This is a genomic window from Actinopolymorpha sp. B17G11 (assembly GCF_040196095.1).
Lineage (GTDB): Bacteria > Actinomycetota > Actinomycetes > Propionibacteriales > Actinopolymorphaceae > Thermasporomyces.
Map to the genome: position 1 here is coordinate 68,027 of NZ_JBEFTW010000020.1, position 20,338 is coordinate 88,364.

At 71.5% G+C, this 20,338-nt stretch carries 14 protein-coding genes; 13 read left to right on the forward strand and 1 reads right to left on the reverse strand.

Going from position 1 to position 20,338, the window contains the following annotated elements; translation table 11 throughout:
- Window positions 1-131: 131 nt before the first annotated feature.
- The gene (locus tag ABN028_RS20470) at window positions 132-953 is read right to left on the reverse strand and encodes an alpha/beta fold hydrolase (RefSeq protein WP_349330821.1); all 822 of its coding nucleotides are present in this window, start codon (window positions 951-953) and stop codon (window positions 132-134) included.
- A 211-nt stretch (window positions 954-1,164) separates the two neighbouring features.
- Here ABN028_RS20470 and cpt point away from each other — a divergent pair, with 211 nt between their 5' ends.
- The 13 genes from cpt to ABN028_RS20535 all read left to right on the forward strand — a co-directional run bounded on the left by cpt (window position 1,165) and on the right by ABN028_RS20535 (window position 20,336).
- A complete protein-coding gene (gene cpt, locus ABN028_RS20475; RefSeq protein WP_349330820.1) occupies window positions 1,165-1,698 on the forward strand; it encodes a chloramphenicol phosphotransferase CPT in 534 nt (177 codons plus the stop codon).
- A 356-nt stretch (window positions 1,699-2,054) separates the two neighbouring features.
- Entirely contained in the window at window positions 2,055-2,819 is a 765-nt protein-coding gene (locus ABN028_RS20480) for an AfsR/SARP family transcriptional regulator (protein WP_349330818.1), read from the forward strand.
- A 193-nt stretch (window positions 2,820-3,012) separates the two neighbouring features.
- Window positions 3,013-3,669, forward strand: coding sequence for a hypothetical protein (locus ABN028_RS20485; protein ID WP_349697754.1), 657 nt, complete (start codon window positions 3,013-3,015; stop codon window positions 3,667-3,669).
- A gap of 1 nt (window position 3,670) precedes the next feature.
- Entirely contained in the window at window positions 3,671-3,976 is a 306-nt protein-coding gene (locus ABN028_RS20490; RefSeq protein ID WP_349330816.1) for a LysM domain-containing protein, read from the forward strand.
- Window positions 3,977-3,981: 5 nt separating this feature from the next.
- On the forward strand, window positions 3,982-5,133 hold the full coding sequence (locus tag ABN028_RS20495) for a hypothetical protein (protein ID WP_349697755.1): 1,152 nt from the start codon (window positions 3,982-3,984) through the stop codon (window positions 5,131-5,133).
- Entirely contained in the window at window positions 5,133-5,627 is a 495-nt protein-coding gene (locus tag ABN028_RS20500; RefSeq protein ID WP_349697756.1) for a phage baseplate assembly protein V, read from the forward strand. Before ABN028_RS20495 ends, ABN028_RS20500 begins: the two co-directional genes overlap by 1 nt.
- Entirely contained in the window at window positions 5,627-5,944 is a 318-nt protein-coding gene (locus tag ABN028_RS20505; RefSeq protein WP_349330813.1) for a hypothetical protein, read from the forward strand. The genes ABN028_RS20500 and ABN028_RS20505 overlap by 1 nt, the downstream gene beginning before the upstream one ends.
- Complete coding sequence (locus tag ABN028_RS20510; RefSeq protein ID WP_349330812.1) at window positions 5,941-6,333, forward strand: GPW/gp25 family protein; 393 nt, start codon at window positions 5,941-5,943, stop codon at window positions 6,331-6,333. The genes ABN028_RS20505 and ABN028_RS20510 overlap by 4 nt, the downstream gene beginning before the upstream one ends.
- The gene (locus ABN028_RS20515; RefSeq protein WP_349697757.1) at window positions 6,330-8,915 is read left to right on the forward strand and encodes a putative baseplate assembly protein; all 2,586 of its coding nucleotides are present in this window, start codon (window positions 6,330-6,332) and stop codon (window positions 8,913-8,915) included. The genes ABN028_RS20510 and ABN028_RS20515 overlap by 4 nt, the downstream gene beginning before the upstream one ends.
- Before the next feature lie 50 nt (window positions 8,916-8,965).
- The gene (locus tag ABN028_RS20520; protein ID WP_349697758.1) at window positions 8,966-11,560 is read left to right on the forward strand and encodes a baseplate J/gp47 family protein; all 2,595 of its coding nucleotides are present in this window, start codon (window positions 8,966-8,968) and stop codon (window positions 11,558-11,560) included.
- Complete coding sequence (locus ABN028_RS20525) at window positions 11,557-13,809, forward strand: phage tail protein (RefSeq protein ID WP_349697759.1); 2,253 nt, start codon at window positions 11,557-11,559, stop codon at window positions 13,807-13,809. Before ABN028_RS20520 ends, ABN028_RS20525 begins: the two co-directional genes overlap by 4 nt.
- 43 nt (window positions 13,810-13,852) lie before the next feature.
- Window positions 13,853-16,534, forward strand: coding sequence for a DUF6519 domain-containing protein (locus ABN028_RS20530; protein WP_349697760.1), 2,682 nt, complete (start codon window positions 13,853-13,855; stop codon window positions 16,532-16,534).
- A gap of 16 nt (window positions 16,535-16,550) precedes the next feature.
- Window positions 16,551-20,336: an eCIS core domain-containing protein gene (locus ABN028_RS20535; RefSeq protein WP_349697761.1), complete on the forward strand. Its 3,786-nt coding sequence runs from the start codon at window positions 16,551-16,553 to the stop codon at window positions 20,334-20,336.
- Window positions 20,337-20,338: the final 2 nt, after the last annotated feature.

A 20,338-nucleotide genomic window follows, 5' to 3' on the forward strand; every position in this document is an offset into this window, starting at 1 on the left:
CCCACTCCGCTGACCCGAAGTGTCGTGCTCGGTCGACGAGTGAGGCGCAGGTGCGCTGCGAGGATGTGGGCGCGGCCGCTGTAACCACTTGACACAGAGCGGCGCCATTCGGGCTCCGCGCCTGTGCCTGTCTAGCTCTCACCGTTGAGGAATGCGAGGACGGTGGCGGCGAAAAGTGGTGAGACGGCAAGGTTGTAGTGCGTCAGGCCCGGCAGGATCGCCAGCGCGTGACCGCCCTTCGGTCGACCTTCGCCCATCCATCCGCCATCGCGCAGTCCACCATCGAGCAGCTTGAAGACCTCGATGTAGTGGCTCGGCGGCGCCATATCGGCGTCCGCGGCCATGAGGAGAGTCGGCACCTGCAGACTGCGTACGTCGTCGGAGAAGTCGAAGTCCTTGGCCATCGCCTGCCCGATCTTGTCCAGCAGCTTCGGGAAATCCTCCGGGTGTGGCGCTACCCGCTGGTAGAGCTCGTACATCGGCGTGTCCTTCATGAACTCCGCCGCGGCGGCGTTCACCTGGCCCTGCTGTTCGAGCATCTCGGTGGGGATTGCGTTGCGCCAGACGTTCGCGGAGCAGGCGACAAGCTTGCCGACCTTGCCCGGGTGCCTCGCCGCTGTTTGGAGGGCAACCCCGCCGCCCATCGAGTAGCCGACCACGTCGGGCTTGTCCAGCCCGAGGTGGTCGATCAGCGCCGCGATGTCGTCGGCCATCAGGCGTACGTCGATCGGGCGGTCGATGTCGGCCGTACGGCCATGACCTTGCAGGTCGGGAGCGATGACCTGATGACGCTCAGCCAGTTTGGGCAGGGTCGGGCCGAACATCTCCCCGGAGCCCAGACCGCCGTGCAGGAGCACGAGTGGCCGCCCGGAACCGTGGGTTTCGTAGTAGAGCCTGATCCCGTTGACTTCCGCGTAGCTGCCAGACCCTGATGCCTCCGACGTCCACTGCATGCCCACAGTCGTACTCCTTGCAATCCGAAGTTGGCTCGTAACGTACGACAACACAGACCGTGCCCGCAGGCGAAACTCATCGGTGGGCACGCCCCAGGCCTCGGTCGCGGCTGTGAGCAGCGTGACCGGGAACGTTCACCGAGTGGTGGCAGCAGAGCAGTGTGCCGATATTCGTTTCGTGCCGTGCGGGAAGCGCCCCTACTGTGGCTCGGTGACGACTCAGGTGATCATTCTCAACGGTGGTTCCAGCTCGGGGAAGTCCGGGATCGTCCGGTGCCTGCAGGCAGTACTGCCGGATCCGTGGCCGGTGTTCGGGTGCGACTCGTTCGTCGACGCGCTGCCCGCGAGAATGCGGACGTCGGACGAGGGGATCACGTTCGCTGCCGATGGCGAGGTGAGCGTCGGGGCGGACTTCATGGCGCTGCAGGCGGCCTGGATGGAGGGCGTCGTGGCGATGGCCCGTGCGGGCGCCAGGGTCATCATCGATGACGTCTTCCTCGGCGGAGCGGGGTCCCAGCAGCGGTGGCAGAAGGTTCTTGGTGGACTGGCCGTGTTGTGGGTCGGCGTCAGGTGTGAAAGGGCGGTCGCCGCAGGCCGTGAGATCGCACGAGGAGATCGCATCCAGGGGATGGCCGCGTTGCAGGCGGAGGTGGTTCACCAGGGGGTGTCCTATGACCTGGAAGTGGACACGACGCATACCGAGTCCCTGGTGTGTGCGCGAACCATCGCTGCCCTCGTCAGCTGAGCGCCGGTCGGCTCCCGGCTGCAGGGCCGCCAGCCGCCGGGCCGCTCGAGCTGCGGCGGTGCGGACGCGCCCCGGTGGTCGACGGTGACGAGGCGAGCGGTGCCTGTGGCAACAAGCTCAGCGTCTCCTCGAGAGCAAGTTGGCGAGCAGAGCATCATTCCCGGTGGCCTTGATCGCGAAACGTCTGACGACGCCTGCCCACTCCTGTAGCGTCCTGCTCACGGGAGCCATCCGAGGCCGAAGCGGTGGTCCCGCACAAAGCTGAGATCCTGATCCCTCATGCTGATGCCGGATGAGGGGTGGATCGCGCGACGCCGGTCATCGGCTTCGCAGGGCAGGTTCGTGGGGGGCCATGCATGGGCGGAATCCATACGTCAGCGGCGGCGTTGAGCCTTCTTCATGGATTCACCTTCACTGTCGGCCGACAGACCATTCCACTGGTCTGGAGTGTGCAGCGGCTGTTCGTCCTTCTCGCCCTCCACGGCAGGCCGCTGAGTCGTGCGCGTGTCGCGGGTGTGTTGTGGCCGGACACGACGTCGGCGAAGGCCGCGGCCAACCTGCGATCGACGTTGTGGCGGGCGCACAAGTCGGCGCGGGACCTCGTCGAGGTGGGCGCGCAGCGAATCGGCCTGGCGAGAGATGTCGCGGTTGACGTCCACGAGGCCGAGGTATGTGCGCGGCGGCTTCTCGACCTTGCACGGCCATGCGACGAAATCCTGACAGTCGGGACGCGCGCGTTGCTGTCCGCGGAGCTCCTACCAGACTGGGGCGATGAGTGGCTCACCGTCGAACGCGAGCGCTACCACCAGTTGCGGCTCCACGCTCTCGAGGCTCTGAGTGAGCGACTCAGGCAGTCAGGTCGGTATGGCGAGGCGGTCGACGCGGGACTCGTCGTGGTCTGTGCGGAGCCATTTCGCGAAAGCGCCCATTATGCGGTTGTACGCGCCCATCTGGCCGCCGGGAATCGCTGGGAGGCGTCCCGTCAATACGAACGTTGCCGCGATCTGCTGAGGACCGAACTCGGTCTAGAGCCCTCGCCAGCTCTCCGCGGACTCTTTTCGTGGCGGGAAACCGGCCGGTCGGAGGGAGCTGTCGGTGAGAACCTCCGACAGCGCGCCTGAGGCCTGGCGGATCATGCCTTGGCTCGTGTCCCAGGAGTACGCCGACGCTGACACGGCCTGGTAAATCGCCGAGCGCGCAACCATGCCGCAATCCGCGTCACCAGGAGCAGCACAGTCGATGAACGCGGTGGTGCAGGACGCGGGTGACACCTGCGTGACAGCGCGGTGACGCGGCACTGCCAACCTGCACCGCATGGGGAGCTTTCCAGGGAGCCCGCGCACCTTGCGGGGGGCCATCGTCGCCGTCGACCCGGCGAGCCCGCTCTCCCGGGTGGTGGTCTTCCAGTACAACCCCGACACCGTGACCCGAGCGCTGCGGCCGAGGGAAGCGCCGTCGGACGCACAGGTCGGTGCGGCGGACGCTCACCGGGTGTGGGGCGCGCCGGTCGAGACGATCTCGATGAACGTCGAGGTCGACGCGTCCGACCAGCTCGAGACCGGTGACCCGCTCGCCGCCACGACCGGCATCGCGGGGCACCTGGCGGCCCTGGAGATGTTGCTCTACCCGAGCAGCGTCCACGTCATCACGAACGCCGCCCTGCTGATGGCCGGGACGATCGAGATCCTGCCGCCGGAAGGCCCGCTGACGGTCCTGGTCTGGGGACCGGCCAGGGTGGTGCCGGTCCGACTGGAAAGTCTCACGGTCACCGAGGACGCGTTCGACCCGGCGCTCAATCCGATCCGGGCGACGGTCGACCTGTCGGCGCAGGTGCTGTCGTACAACGACCTGCCCGTCACCGATCCCGGGTACGCCTTGTTCCTCGTCCACCAGGTCCTCAAGGAGACGATGGCCACCGCGGCGGGTGTCGCCGGTGTCGTCTCCGCCGGTGCCGGGCTCGCGGGGGCCTGACATGGCCGCGGGCAGTCGCTACGACGGCGTCGAGATCGCCACCGCGACAGTGCCGGACGGCGCGGGCGGCTCCCGCGAGGTCCGCTACCTCCGCCGGCGGGCGGTGCCCGATCCCGCCGCGGCCGCGCCGATGGCGCTGCACGCGGTGGCGGCGGACGACCGGCTGGACCTCGTCACCGCGCGGTACCTCGGTGACCCGGCGGCGTTCTGGCGGATCGCCGACGCGAACGCCGCACTCGACCCGGACGCGCTGGTCGGGCCGGACGCGGAAGGTGCCCTCCTGGTCATCCCGGTTCCGGGGATGTGAGCCCGGTGCCCGCCCTCGGCCTGCGGCTGACCGTCCTCGCCGGTCCGACGATCCCGGTACCGCTGCCGGCTCCGTTCACCGCCCGGCTGCGTTCGGTCGTGGTGACCGAGAACGACGAGGAGCGTTCGGTCTTCACGTTGACCTTCGATGCCGGCCGGTCCGCCGCGGACGGTGCGTTCGACGTACCCGGGCTGCAGTCCTCGCCGGTCGCGGCGTTCTCCCGGGTCGTCGTGGTGCTCACCTTCGGGCTGGTGCCGATGGTCCTCCTGGACGGGATCGTGACCGAGGTACGCCTGACTCCCGGCGACCAACCAGGCGCGGCCACGCTCGACGTCACCGGCGAGGACGTGTCCTATCTCCTCGACCGGGAGGAACGTGACGCCGAACACCCGGCACTCGACGACTACCCGCAGGTGCTCACGATCCTCGCGCCGTACGCGGCGAAGGGCATCGTGCCGATGGCACTGCCACCGGTCGACTTCGACCCGCCGCTCCCGATCGACCGGGTGCCGACCCAGCACGGCACCGATCTGGCGCACCTGACCGAACTCGCCCGCCGGCACGGGTACGTCGCGTACGTCGTTCCCGGGCCCGCGCCGGGCACCAGCACGTTCTACTGGGGTCCGCCGGTCCGGGTCGGGGTTCCGCAGCCGGCGCTGTCGGTGGACCTGGGTCCTGAGACGAACGTGTCCGGGATGAGTTTCCGGGTCGAGGCGCTTGCACCGGCGACGGTCAGCGGTGCGGTCACCGACCGGCGCACGGGTGCCGCGACCCCGGTGCGCAGCCCGGCGAGCCTGCGGCCTCCACTGTCCGCTCTCCCGCTGCTGGCCACCCACGCGGGCGACGTACGCCAGCGCCGGTTGCGGGACGCGAGCAGCAACACCGTCGGCGCGGTCGCCCGCGCGCAGGCGGAGGTCGACCGGAGCGCCGACGCCGTGATCGCCGAGGGAACCCTCGACGGTGCGCGGTACGGAGGTGTGCTCCGACCGCGCGGTCTGGTCGGCGTCCGCGGTGCGGGGTGGTCGCACGACGGCCTCTGGTACGTACGGAAGGTGGAGCACGAGTTGTCCCGCGGCTCCTACCACCAGAGGTTCGAACTCACCCGCGACGGCCACGGATCGACCGTGCCGGCGGTGCCGGTCGGGAGGGCGGGCTGATGGCCACGTTCTTCGGCAAGTACCGCGGCAAGGTCGAGAACACCATCGACCCGATGCTTCGTGGGCGGGTGCAGGTGTCGGTGCCCGCGGTACTCGGTGACGGGCGGATGAGCTGGGCCGAGCCGTGTGTGCCGTACGCCGGGTCCGGGGTCGGCTTCTTCGCCGTCCCGCCGGTGGGAGCGGCGGTGTGGGTGGAGTTCGAGGCGGGCGACCCCGACTACCCGATCCTCGCTGGCGCCATGTGGAACGCGGGTGAAGCGCCGTCACCAGGGCTGCCGGACGTCAAGGTCTGGAAGACGGAGGCGGTCACGATCACCCTCAGCGACCTGCCCGGTGCCGGTGGCGTGACGATCGAGGTCGGGTCGCCCGCCGTTCCGGTGCCGATGAAGCTGGCCATGACCGCGAGCGGCATGGAGCTCTCCATGGGTGCGGCCAGCGTCAAGCTCACCGCCGCCTCGGTGTCAGTCAACGACGGCGCACTGGAGGTGATCTGATGCCTGGCTTCGGCGTCCAGCAGGGCGCGACCGTCCTGTGCGCGCACGGCGGGCAGGCACAGCCGACCGTTCCCCACCCGCGGGTGAAGTTCGGCGGGGCGGCCGCGGTGGGCCTGGCCACGCCATGGACCGTCGCAGGATGCTCCTTGCCGCCGGCCGCAGGCGGGCCCTGTACGGCCGCCATGTGGGCGGTCGGCAGTACCCGGGTGATGTCCATGGGCCAGCCGCTCGTGATCCAGGGCGGGACGGCGACCTGCGTGCCGACCGGGGTGCCCCTCAACGTCGTCGTCGCCCAGCCACGGGTGAAGCTCTCATGACCCGCGGCGGTCGGCACCTCGCGTTCCCGCTCCGCCTGGACGGGCGGGGACGGATGGCGCTGGTCGACCTCGACGCGTACCTGCGCGGGCTGGTCGAGTCCGTCCTGTTCACCCGTCCGGGTGAACGGGTCAACCGGCCGGACTTCGGCAGCGGCGTGAGCGCGCTGGTGTTCGCTCCCAGCGGGGACGAGTTGGCCGGCGCGACCAAGGCGCTCGTGCACGGGTCCCTTCAGCACTGGCTGGGCGACCTCCTGCGGGTCGAGGACGTCACGGTCGAAGCCGCGGAGTCCACGCTGGCCGTGACGGTGACGTACGCCCCGCTGGTCGGCGGCGCGGTGGCGAGCCGCCGCACGCTCACGGTCACCGGACCGCCCGGAGGTGCGCCGTGACGACGCCGTACCCCGACCCGAACGACGCGCGCACAGGCGTCACCCTGACCACAGCGGTGGACGTCGACGCCCGGCGGGCGTTGGTCGTGGGGACCAGCACGCCGGCCCTCGACGGCATCGACGCGATCGAGGTGCTCGCCAACGCCCCCGGAACCCCTGGTTTCGTGGCAGGTGCGCCGCGGCAGCGCACCCTGCTGGTCCGTCTGCTGCGGGGCCCGGTGCCGGCAGGACTGGGCGCCGACGAGGTGCTGGTGCTCGGTGGGGTACGCCCGGACCCGCTGGTCAACCCGGTCCGAGTGGAGTGGGCGTACCCGGCGGACGCGCTGGCCGGAGGTGAGTCCTCGGCACCGGTCGACCCGCTCCCGGGCGTGACGCCCGCCGACCGCAGGCTGGTCGAACGCACGACGGGGGCGGGTGAGCGGGCAGGGGTCCTGGTCATCCGTACGTCGTCCAGTGGTGACTGGTCGACCTACGTGTTGAAGCTGCTCGGGCCGGGCGGGGTGGGTGTCCCCGACGGCTTCGACGAGCCGCTCGCCCAGGCCGCGTTCACGTTCACCGTGGACTGCCCGTCCGACCTCGACTGCCGGATCGACCTGGCCTGCCCGCCGGCCGAAGCGACCTCGCCGGCGCTCGACTACCTCGCCCGCGACTACGATGCCCTGCGTACCCGGCTGCTGGACCGGGTGGCCACCCTGGTGCCGGACTGGACCGACCGCAACCCGGCGGATCCGGGCGTGATGCTGGTCGAGCTGTTCGCGGCGATGGGGGACCGGCTGGCCGCGTGGCAGGACGGGGTCGCGGCCGAGGCGTACCTCGGCACCGCCCGGCGGCGGACGTCGGTACGCCGGCACGCGCGGCTGCTCGACTACCGGATGCACGACGGCTGCAGCGCGCGCACCTGGCTGGTCCTGACCAGTGCCGCGGACGTCGTCCTCCCCGCCGGGACACCGGCCGCCGACGCCGCCGACCCGTCGAGCCCGCCCGCGACCGGTCCGGTGACTGCCGTCGATGTGGTGGAGAGCGGCGGAGTCGTGTTCGAGACATGTGCGACGGTGCGCGTGCGCCCGGCCCGCAACCAGCTCTGGCTGCACTCCTGGGGCGACCCGGAGCACTGCCTGCCGGCCGGCGCGACCTCGGCGTTCGTGGCGTGCGAACCCGGCGACGCCGACCCCGAGCTGAGAGCGGGCGACGTCCTCGTCCTCGCCCCGCTCGGCCCGGACGGCTCCGCGCTCACCGGGGACCCGACCCGGCGGCACGCGGTTCGGCTGGACCGGGACCCGGTCGTGCACACGGATCCGCTGTCGGAGCGGTCGGTGGTGCTGGAGCTGCACTGGTCGGGTGCGGACGCTCTTCCCGTTCCGTTGCCGGTCGCCGAACGTGCCGAGAACGGCAGCGCCCGGGTCGTGGCGGTAGCCCTCGCGAACGTCGTCCTCGCCGACCACGGCGGCACCGTTGCCGGTGAGCGGCTCGACCCTCCCCAGGTCCCGGTCGGTGCGACCTACCGGCCACGGCTACGACGTATCGGTCTGGCCTGGGCGGATCCGTCGCCCGTCGTCGTGGCAAGTGCGGCCGCGGCCCTGGTGCCGGATCCGCGGACGGCTGTCGCCGAGCTGGAGCTGGACGACGGCTCCCGGACCTGGTTGCCCCGACCGGACCTGCTGGCCAGCGGCCGGCTCGCGGCCGATGTGGTGGTCGAGACGGAGTCCGACGGAACCAGCCGGTTGAGGTTCGGGGACGGGGTGTCGGGCCGTCGTCCCGTCGCCGGCACGACGCCGACCGCGACGTACCGGCTCGGCGGTGGCACGGCCGGCAACGTCGGACCCGGAACGCTGGCCCGGCTGCTGGCTCGCCCGGGCGCCACCGTGCCCGACGGCCTGACCGTGACGAATCCGCTGCCGGCCGTCGGTGGTGTCGACGCCGAACCGATCGCCGAGGTCCGCGAACTCGCACCGCACGCGTTCCGCACCCAGCTGCGCGCGGTGACCTCGGACGACTACGCCGCGGTGGCCATGCGCGACCCGGCGGTGCAGCGTGCGGTGGCCCGGCGCCGTTGGAGCGGTTCGTGGTACGCCCAGGAAGTCACCGTCGACCCGAGAGCCGACCGGGCCGGCGACGCTTCCGTACCCGCGGCGATCTCGGCCGTCCTGGAGGTTCGCCGGATGGCGGGGGTCGACGTGGAGCTTGCCCGGCCGGTGTACGTACCCCTGGAGATCGTGCTCGGCGTGTGCGTGGCGCCGGGCTATCAGCGGGCGGACATCGCCGCCGCACTCGCACGGGCGTTCTCCGCCGGTCGGTTGCCCGACGGTCGCCGCGGCTTCTTCCACCCCGACAACTTCACGTTCGGCCAGTCGCTGTTCCTGAGCGACGTCGTCGCCACCGCGATGGCGGTGCCGGGGGTCGCATGGGTGGACGTCGGGGACGACGGCACCGGCCTGCGGTTCCGGCGGTTGGGCCGCGCACCGGCCGGCGAGGTCTCTCGGGGTCGGATCGATGCCGCGGCCCGTGAGGTGCTGCAGGCGGACACCGACCCGAGCAACCCGGAGAACGGCAGGTTCACCTGTCTGCTGCGGGGGCGAGCGTGAACGCCGGTTGCGGGTGTGGCGGCGGCTGCGGGTGTGACTCGCTGGCGCCGGTGGCCCCGGTCGTGGACAACCCGCCCGGCCAGCCCGGGCTCAGCTGGCGGGTCGCCCCGCACTCGGCCTCGGTGCTCCGGATGCGCGCGGTGCTAACCGGCGACGACCAGCCGCCCGCGGTGCGTGCGCTCGCCCGGCACGGTACAGACGAACCCGCCGTCGCGGTGCTGGACGCGTGGGCGTACGTCGCCGACGTGGTGTCGTTCTACACCGAACGCATCGCCGCGGAGGGTTTCCTGCGCACCGCGACCGAGCTCTCCTCGGTACGCGAGCTGGCCCGCACCCTCGGCTACGAGCTGCGGCCCGGCGTCGCGGCGACCGCGGAGCTGGCCTTCACCGTCGAGGACGCGCCGGGCGCACCGGTGGAGGTGCACGTGCCGGGTGGTACGCCGGTGCAGACCGTGCCGGGTGCGGGACAGCTGCCGCAGACGTTCGAGACCTCGCAGGACCTTCCGGCGCGGGCGGTGTGGAACGCGATACCGGGAGCGTCGACGCGCCGGCAGGTCCCCGAGTTCGGTGACACCGAGATCTGGCTGCGCGGCACCGGCCTCGGTGTCCGCCCCGGCGACGCCGTGCTGGTGGTGGGTCAGGAGCGCGTACGGTACGGCCGCGCGGGTGAGTCGGCGCGGGTCCCGCACGACGATGAGCGCTGGGACTTCCGCGTCGTCGAGACCGCGAGGGAGGACCCGGACGGCCTGACCGGCTGGACTCTGGTGCGGGTGCGACCCCGCATCGGCTACCGGCGCAGCGCCGAGCTCGTCGCGCAGGAGGACGTCCAGGTCTTCGCGTTCGCCGAACGAGCCAACGTGTTCGGCTGGAACGCACCCGACCCCAACCTGCTGCGCGGGCCGGGCGACACCGGCGTGCCCGGCACGACGGACCCCGACTCAGATGGCGTCCTCGAGTGGGAGAAGTACGGCCTGACCGACCACGGCGACGAGGACGTGGTGGAGCTGGACGGCGACCACCCGCGGCTGGTCGGCGGCGACCACACCCGGGTCGCGGACGCTGCCTGGGTGGTACTGGAACGCAGTGACTACCGCGAGCTGTACCGCGCCGAGCAGGTGGTCGCCGACGGGACCGCCCGCTACGGCATCAGCGGCCGGATCACCCGGGTCCGGGTGGACCTCACCGAGAACCTCACGACCTTCGGCCGGCGGGAGACGCTGGTGCACTGCCAGTCGCGACTGCTGCCGGCGACGCGGGCGCCACGGCTGGAGGGCGGCCGCGGTCCCGAGCTGGACCTGAAAGCCACCGACCCGCCGCTGCCGGCCGGCCGCAGGGTGCTCGTCACCGGTTACCCGCCCGGCGCCCCTGCACCCGGACCGGCGACAGCGGCGGCTGCGCACCCACCGCCGATCTGCGAACCGGCCACCGTGCTCGCCTGTGTGGTGGTCGACGACCCCGACCCAGCCGGCGAACCGCTCATGCGTGTCACCCTCGACCGGGAGCTCTCGACCGCGGTCGATCCCCAGACGTTGCGGGTGCTGGCCAACACCGTCGACGCGACCCATGGCGAGACCGTCGGCCAGGTGCTCGGCAGTGGAGACGGCCGGGCGCCGTTCGCACAGTTCCAGCCCCGCCGTACTCCGCTCACGTACATCCGAGCCACCACCGCGGCGGGGTCCCGCAGCACCCTCGAGCTCCGGGTCGACGGCGTGGCGTGGACCGAGGTGGAGTCGCTGGACACCGCCACCGGCTCCGACCGGGTGTTCGTCGTCCGCCACGGCGAGGGCGGCGCGGTGCGGCTCGTGCTCGGCGACTGTACGCACGGCGCTCGGGCGTCGACGGGCGCGGAGAACGTCACTGCCACGTACCGCGTCGGTATCGGAGCCGACGGCGCGGCGACGCCAGGTCAACTCAGCCTGCTCACCCGCCGCCCGTTCGGGATCCGGAGCGTCACGAATCCCGGACCGGCCCACGACTGGGCACCACCGGAGACGCTCGCGGACGCCCGGCGGAACGCACCGCTGCGGATCCGTACCCTCGACCGGGCCGTCTCGGTGGCCGACCACGAGGACTTCGCCAGCGGCTTCGCCGGCGTCGGAACGGCACGCGCGGACGCCGTGTGGGACGGCCGGTCGACGATCGTCGCCGTCAGCCTGCTCGGCACGGCCGCGACACCGGCAAGTGCAGGTCTGGTGGAGGACCTCCGCACCGCGCTCACCGCCGCCCGCGACCCGGGCACACCGCTGGAACTGCTGCACGGAGACCTGCGCTGGTTCGGGATCCGGGTCGAGATCCGGCACGACCCGGCGTACGAACGGGCCGGGGTCGAGCTGGCCGTCCGCGAGGCGCTGGCCGGGACGCTCGCGCCGGCGCTGCGAGCGTTCGCCGCCCCCGTGACCGCGGCAGCCGTCCTCGTCACCGTGCGGTCGACGCCCGGTGTCGTCGCCTGCACGATGCCGCGGCTGTTGCCGTTGCCCGGTGGGAGCGCGAACCCGTCCGCCGCGGTTCCGGTGCTGCCGACCGACGCGAGCGCCGCCGACGTGCTGTCCGCCCTGCCGGCCCGGTGGGAGGACGGCGACCTGCTCCCCGCCCAGGTGCTCGGCCTTTCCTCCGGGGGCGTGGAGATCGGGGTGATGGCCCAGTGAACGGGTCCGGTGCGCTCGAAGCGCAGGACGCGCTCGCCCGCCTGCTGAGTCGGCTCCCGACCCATGTGGTGGCGCGGGATGCCGAGGCGGGCGGAGTCCTGCGCGCCCTGCTCACAGCGGTGGCGGCGGAGCTCGACCTGCTCGAGAACGACCTGGACGACCTGTACGACGCGTGGTTCGTCGAGACCTGCGCGGAGTGGGTGGTGCCGTACCTCGCGGATCTGGTGGGTCTCGCCGAGGTGCCGCCCGACCTCGGCACCGGCACGACCCGTCGCTCGGTCGTCGCCAACACGGTGGCGTACCGGCGGCGCAAGGGCACCGCCGCCGTCCTCGAGCAGGTCGCCCGCGACGTCACCGGCTGGCCGGCCCGGGCGGTGGAGTTCTACCGGTTGCTCGCCGCGACCACCCACGTCAACCACGTCCACCTCGAACGCCCCGCGACCGCATCGCTCCGCGACGCCCAGCGGCTCGAGCTCCTCGCCCTCGACCAGGCCGGCACGGCGACGCTCGCGCCCGGACTGGACCCGCTGCCGCACACCGCCGAGGTGCGCCGGATCGCCAGCCGGCGAGGGAGGTACGGCATCCCCGACATCGGCGTGTTCCTCTACCCCGTCCAGGTGTACGAGGTCGGTGCATCGGGCACCGCGTCGGACCTCGCCGCGGACACCGGCGCCGCCGGCGGATGGTCGCAGGCCCGCGCATCCGGCAGCGGGTTCAAGGTCGACCCGCTCGGACGGGAAGTGCCGTTGTTCGCCGCACCCGCGGGCGACGACGCGGCCGGAGGGATCGAGCACCTGGCCGGGGAGGCCGACCTGCCCGTGCCGCTGCGACCGCGCCGCCTCCTCTCTCTGCTCCAGGCCGCGCGCCGCGATGACCTGGACGACGCGCAGCTCCCGATCGGCGTACGCATCGGCGTCACCGGCACGGCCCTTCCCCCGGACCGGATCCGGGTCTGCGGGCTGGAGGACGTCGACTCCACGCCGGGCGTCCGTGCGGTCATGGTGGACGCCCAGACCGGACACCTGACCTGTTACGAGGGTGGCGAGGTCATCCGACCGGCGAACGTCTTCGTCCGCTATGCGTACGGCGGGCTGGCCGACGTGGGCGCCGGCAGCTACGACCGGTCTGACGGCCACGATGCTCTCCTGGCGGCGGACCGCTACGACGGGCGGCCCGGCACCGACCGGCAGTTGTCGGTCCGCGCCGGGGCGGTCGCGTCCATGGTGGAGGTCGGCTCCCTGACCGACGCGCTCGACCGGGTCCGCGACGAGTGGGCAGCGGTCGACGGCAGTTCTCCCGCGGGTGGCACGTACGTCGTCTCGGTCGGCGACAGCGCGTCGTACGTCGATTCGCTGCGGGTCGACATCCCACCCGCCACCCGGCTGGTCCTCGTCGCGGCCAGCTGGCCGACCCGGATCATGCGCAGCGGTGAGGTGCTCGCACCCACGCCCGGCACGTACGTACCTGACGGCCTGCGCCCGCACGTCCTCGGCTCGCTGACGGTCACCGGTGGACCCGGCAGCAGCCTGGTCCTGGACGGCCTGGCCGTCGAGGGCGACCTGGTGGTCGAACCCGGTCGGCTGGGTGCGCTGACCGTGGCGCATGCGACCGTCACCGGCCGGATCCAGGTCGAGGGTGCGGACGGCGGCACGAACGGCGACCTCCAGGTCCGGATCGTGCGCGGCATCGTGTCCGGGATCGAGCTCACGGCCCCGGTTCCCGTCCTCTCGATGACCGACAGCGTGGTCGACGGTGCTGCCCCGTCGCTCCTGCCCCGTACCCACGCACGCCGGGACTCGATGGCGCTGGCCGGCGCCGCCGCGGTCAGCGGCGCCGCCGTGCACGCGTCGTTCGAGGGGTGCACCGTGCGCGGAGACGTGGAGGTGCGGTCGATGGACGCGTCGAGCTGTGTCTTCGACGGCCCGGTGACCGTCGAGCACCGGCAGGTCGGGTGCCTGCGCTACTCGTTCGCCGGACCTGGCTCACGGACCCCACGCCGGTACCAGTGCGTGCCGGCTGAGCCTGGCGGCGAGGCGATCGCGCCCGTCTATGCGTCGGGTGACCCGGGGTCGCCGGTGTACCTGGCGTTGGCGGCCACCTGTCCGTCGGTGATCCGTACCGGCGGGGAGGGCGAGGCGGAGATGGGCGTGCACCACCACCTACGCCGGCCACTGCGCGCCACGGCGGCCGCACGTGCGCTGGCGCCGTACGTGCCCGTCGGTGTCGAGATCGGGATCTTCGGAAGCTGAGCGCGGAGTACGGAAACGCGGATGCGGACCTAGGGGAGCGGACATGCAGGGTGACTTCAGCCGTTGGACCTTCGACCCGCGCGAGGGTTACCGCTCCGTGCTGCTCCAGCAGGGGCGGGTGCTTCTCGACGCGGACTGGAACGAGCAGGTCGAGCTCACGGCGTACCACGACGAGACCCGGACCCGCGACATCGTGGGACGCACCGGCGGTCCTGCCGCTGACGCGGGGTTCGGGATCGTCGACTCCGCCGGCGGCACACCATCCGGCACGACCTGGACCGATCTGCGGGTCACACCGGGCCGCTACTACGTCGACGGCATCCTGTGCGAGGCCGGCCCGGGTGGGACCGGGAGTCCAGGGGTCCCGCTCACCGACCAGCCGTACCTCGCCGCCATCGGTTCGTCCGCCGGGCTGTCCGAGCCGTCCACGACCGCCGGTGCGCGGTACGCGCTCTACCTGGACGTGTGGACCCACCACGTCACCGCCGACGAGGAACCGTCCCTGCGCGAGCCCGCGCTCGGCGGGCCGGACACGACCACCCGCGCCAGGACGGTCTGGCAGGTCCGCGCCGTCGAGATCTCGGGCTCACTGCAGTGCTCCGACCTGAACGACCCGACCTGGCTCCAGGTGACCCGCGGCACCATGACGCCGTCGTTGCGGCAGGCGGCTCCCGACGAGGACCCGTGCCGGATCACGACGTCCGGCGGGTACACGCGGCTGGAGAACCAGCTCTACCGCGTCCAGATCCACGACGAGCAGGGCGGCACGCCGCGCTACCTCTGGTCACGAGAGAACGGCAGCGTCGTGGCCGGACTCACCGCGATCGAGGCCACGGTCGCGACCGGGATGGACGCCGAACTCCGTCTCGACCGAGTGGGCCGGGACGACGAGTTGTCGATCCGCGAAGGCGACACGGTGGAGGTGACCAGCACCGACCGGCAGTTGCGCGGCCTGCCCGGACACCTCGCCACCGTCGGCGTTCCCGACGGGCTGAGGCTCCCGGTGGCGTGGACCGACGGCGCGCCGGCCAGCCGGGCCGCACTGGGCCGCGCGCCGATCGTCCGCCGGTGGGAGGGACCGCCACGCGACGCGAACACCAGCCCGGACGACCTGGAGGGCGGGATCCGGGTCACGTTCGACGGCGGGGGCGCCTACCGCACCGGTGACTACTGGCTGGTTCCGGCGCGGACGGTGCGGCTCGCGTACGGCCTCACCGCGCTGTCCGGGACGCTCGACTGGCCGACGGACGCCGACGGCGACCCGGTGCCGGCGCGGCCGCTCGGTCCGGTCCACCACGTGGCACCGCTCGCGGTCGTCGAACGGACGTCGTCCGGCTGGACGCGGGTGTCGGACTGCCGCAGGTTCGCACCGTCCCTGACCGACCTCGTAACCCTCGACCTGGCAGGCGGCGACGGGCAGGAGTCCCTTCCGGGTACGCCCCTGCCGGAGCCGGTCCGCGTGGTGGTCCGCAACGGCGGGCTCCCGGTCGTCGGTGCGCGGGTGAGATTCACGGCGCAGAGCGGGACGGTCGCCGACGCCACGGGATCCGGATCGCAGCGCGACGTACCCACCGGCCCGGACGGTGTCGCCGCCGTCCGGTGGACGCTCAGCAATGCGACCGGCGCGGCTTCGACGCAACTACTGGTGATGCAACGCCTGGACGACCACGGCGTCGGCACCGGCGTCCAGGTGATCGTCACCGGGCGGCGCAGCGTCGCGTCGCAGGTCGCGTGGACGCCGGTCTGCGACGGCTTCGCCGGCACGACGACGGTGCAGGACGCACTCGGCCAGCTCGCCACCACGGTGGAACTGCGGCTGCAGGGCGGGGACGGGCAGTACCTCCCGCCGAACCGCAAGGTCCTGCCCGAGCCGGTCCGCGTGATCCTCGACAGCCCGTGCGGCCCGGTCAAGGGTGTCGAGGTCACCGCCGAGGCGACCGAGGGCGCTCTGGTCGCGCCGGCCAAGCCGGGCGAGGCACTTCCGGACAGCTTGGAGGCCGTCCACGCGGAACAGCTGGCCAGGGCAGCCGCCGAGTCCGACGGGGGCGTGGCGTTCTGGTGGCAGCCGTCGTTCGCCCAGGGCGCCGCCAGCGACACCCTGACGATCCGCGTGGACGGCGACGGGACACGAGCACCCGTCGTGGTGACCGCGCAGCGGCCGCAGTCTGGTCGCGCCGACCTCCCGGGCGTGCACGTGGCGGGGCTGGAGCTGCTCGGAGTCCGCGAGTTCGCCAACGACGACGTCGTCAAGGCCGGCGAACTCGCCGAGGGGATCCTGGTCCAGCTGGACGGCCCGGTCGCCCAGGACACGGTCCGGGGAAAACCCGTCGTCCGCGTGGTCCTGGACCTGCCGTGGCCGCTGCCGGGCGAGATGGACACGGTCTGGCCGGACATGCCGCCGGTGGGGTTCCGGCCGATCGAGCTCGACGCGGAGTGGAACGCCGACAACGACATCATCGTCTGGAGGCCGGCTGGCGAGACCGTGCAGTGGCTGACGGAGCGGCTGTTCGAAGGTCTGCGGCGCCACGTCGGCTGGGAACGTCCGCTCATCGGGCGATTCGTCCTGGACGGCTGGGCGATCGTCGGTGAACGCGATCCCGACCTTCACCTCAACGGCCACGTCGTGACGGCGTTGGACGGCAGCGGGCGCACCGAGTACCTCCTGCCGAGCGACGACGCGGTAACCGGCGGCCCGTTCGTCCAGTGGTTCCGGCTCACCGAATGAATGCGGCGACCATCCGATGGCCGCGCTGACGCCGACCCGCACCCGCCGGGCCGACCGGTCCCACGACCGGCCGGCCGACCGGGCGCGTGCACCGGCATCCGAGCCCGAACCCGCGAACGGCGCACACGGCGGGCACGATGTCGCAGCGCTACCTGCCCCGTCGCCCCGCGAAGTCGCCCTTGCCTGGCCGGTGCAGGCGAAGCTGTCGGTGAGCAGCCCCGGCGATCCGCTCGAACGGCAGGCGGACGCCGTGGCGGCGCGGGTGAGCCGTGGCGCTGCCGTCCCGTCGGCGCCACCGGGCGACGCGCCCTCCACGCCCGGGCAGGTCCTGCGGCAGGTCGGCCCCGCGGACGTACCGGCATCGACGGGTGGCCCGGTGCCCGCCCGCGGACCCGGTGTTCCGCGGTCGGTCGAGGCGCTCGTCGCCCGGCCGGGTGGTGGTCAGCCGCTGGACCCGGGCGTACGAGCGCGGATCGAGCCGCACCTGGGCACTGATCTGAGTAGCGTCCGCGTCCGCCGGGGTCCGGAGGTCGACGCGGCGGCCGCCGCTCTGCAGGCCCGGGCATTCACGTCCGGTGGGACCATCTACCTCCGCGCCGGCGAGTCCGCGTCGGACGCGTCGCTGATGGCGCACGAGGCGACCCACGTCGCCCAGCAGAACGCCTTCACCGTCCACCGCTCGACCCTCATGCGGGACTTCGACTTCTCGCTGCCCGACGTCTCCCTCCCCGAGGTCGGGATCCCGGACTTCGTCCTGCGCGGGGTCACCTCCGCGGCCCGGTCGATTCCTGGCTACACCCTCCTCACCCAGATCACCGGCAGCGATCCCCTCACCGACGAACCCGTCCAGGTCAGCCGCGAGCAACTGGTCGAGGAGCTGTTGGCGTACGGCCCGTTCGGCGCGGCCGTCGGTCAGGTGCTCTCGGCCGTCGACGTGCTCGGCGACGTGTTCGACCTCGTGACGGAATCCCTTGCCCAGCACAACCTCACGACCGCCCGCATCGGGAGGGACATCGACGCGGCCTGGGCCGAGCTGTCCGTCACCGAGGGCATCGACGGCAACGTGGCGATCGTTCGCCGCTATGTCAACGCGATCTTGACAGACGTCCGCAACTTCGTCGCGGCCATCGTCGGACGGGTGATCGAGATCGTCCGAACCGCGGCGGTCGGAGTTGTCGAACCGCTCCTGCAGACACCGGAGATCGCTCCGATCTGGGACCTCGTCCGGAAGGTGTTGCACCACGACCCGCTGCGGGACCAGCCGGTCGAGGCGGTCACGGTCGACATCCTGGGCGACTTCCTGCGGCTGATCGGGCAGGAGGACGTGCTCGCGCAGATGCAGGAACGCGGCACGCTCCAGGAGACCGCCGACTGGCTCGATACCCAGTTCGCCACCTTCGCCACCTTGCTGGGCGCACTGCGCGCACTGTTCAGCGATGCGTGGGAGGCGATCCAGCCGGAGAACCTCCCCGACCTCCTGACGAACCTCGGATCCCTTGCCACGCGTGCGTTCGACCTCGTCCGTGGCATCGCCGACTTCGCGACCACCGTCATCGCCAAGGTGCTCGAACTTGTCAAGCACTCCTTGCTCGGCTGGCTCTGCACGTACGCACACCAGATCCCTGGCTTCCACCTGCTCACCGTGATCCTGGAGCAGAACCCCTTCACCGGCGACGTCGTCGAGCGAACGGCGGAGAACCTCATCAAGGGATTCATCACCCTCCTGCCGGGCGGCGAGGCGACGTACGACCAACTCGCGGAGTCCGGCGTCATCGGGTCGGCGGCCGAACGCATCGAGACCGAGATGACCAGGCTCGGCATCTCCGTCGAACTCATCACGAGCACGTTCCTCGGAATCTGGGACACGCTCTCACTGGACGACCTGCTCGACCCGATCGGAGCGTTCGTCCGCGTGGTCGAGCGGTTCGGCGACCCTCTCGCCAGGATCGTGGAGTTCGTCACCGTCGTGGTCGAAGTGGTCCTCACCCTCGTCCTGCAGCTGATGAACTTCCCGTCCGACCTGCTCGCCAGCATCATCGCCAACGCGATGCGAGCCATCGAGGACATCCAACGTGACCCCGTTGGATTCCTCGTCAACATGCTCGACGCCCTCAAGGCGGGGTTCACCGGCTTCTTCGACAACATCGGGTCGTACCTGCTGCAGGGCCTGGTCGACTGGCTGTTCCGCGGCCTCGGACAGCTCGGCATCACGCTGCCCACCGACCTGTCGCTGCAGTCCATCCTCGGTCTCGTCCTCGACGTACTCGGCGTCAGCGTCGAGATGCTCTGGCAGAAGCTCGGCGAGCACATCGGCGAGGAACGCGTCGCGATGATCCGCGGCGCGATCGACACGCTCACCGGGGCTTGGTCGTTCATCCGGGACGTGCAGGAACGCGGGCTGACGGCGATCTGGGAGTACGTCGTCGACCAGTTGAGCGGCCTCTGGGACACCCTGCTCGGGATGGCGCGGGACTGGATCCTCACCGAGATCGTCCAGAACGTCACCGCCCGCCTGATCTCGATGCTCGACCCGACCGGCGTCATGGCGATCGTCAACAGTTTCGTCGCGTTCTTCAATGCCGTGCAGTCCGCGATCGAGTACCTGCGGGACATCCTCGAGATCGTCAACCAGTACGTCACGACATTCGCCGAGGTGGCCGCCGGCAACATCGTCCCTGGCGCGGAGATGATCGAACAGGGCCTGGCCAACGCCGTCCCGATCGCCATCGGCTTCCTCGCCAACCAGGTCGGCATCGGCAACGTCCCCGACAAGATCGTCGAGATCATCCAGAGTCTGCGCCAACTCATCGACCAGGCGCTGGACTGGCTGTTCGAGCAGGCCGTCCGCCTCGGCTCCGCCGCCCTCGCGGCGTTGACCGGCGCAGGCGGTGGTGCTGCCGAACCGGCCGGAACACAGCCAGCGTCCGGCGCGGCCGGAGACGTGCGCTCCCAAGTGGCGGCCGCCCTGCTGACCGAACTCTCTGCCGCGCACACGAGGGAGCAGGTCACACCGATCGTCGCGGGGATCGAGCAGCGGTTCCAGTCACTGGGCGTGCACCGGATCGTCGTCGGGGAAACCGACGAGACGGGCGGCTATCCGATCCTCGTCGAGGCAAGTCCACTTGAACCGGCGGTGCTCATGCGGCTCGCCCGACCAGGTTGGACCGTTCGCGCGGCCGCCACGCTGCGGTTCAGCCGGGCCGTCACGCTGGAATCACCCCGGCAGTTCTACGCGGCGACAAACAGACGTGGCGCGATCGCACACCCTGACGGTGGCGGTGCGGTCCAGGTGGCACAAGGGGACTTCGACCTACCCGGCGCTCAGCTCGTGCATCCCGAGGCGGGGCCGGAGCGCCGGACAACGGTCCCGGCTGGAGAGCGTCTCACCACCGACGTCCTCCAGGTGGTGAGCCAGAACTTCCGGCTGCCACCGAACGCCCGCGAGCACAACAACCACTCCCACGCCGAGTACAAGCTCGTTCACCAGGTACTGAGGGACGTTCCTCGTGACGACTGGTCCGCGCTGCACTCGGTGGAGTTGGAGATCAGCCGGATGCCGTGCGCGATGTGCTGTCAGACACTGGCCGGGTGGTTCGACCGGTTCACCGGTGCGACTGTCGCGCTGACCTGGACCCACACGCACCCAGAGCAGTTGGGGGATTTCGTCGACTTTCCCACGTCCACCTCGGACCTCCAACTGCTGGAGCGCCCGAACGTCATCCGGACGGGACCCGATGCCCTCTTCGCCACTGCGGAGGAGGCCAGCCGAGCCGCCAACGCGCGTGCCGTACCGGTGCGATGATT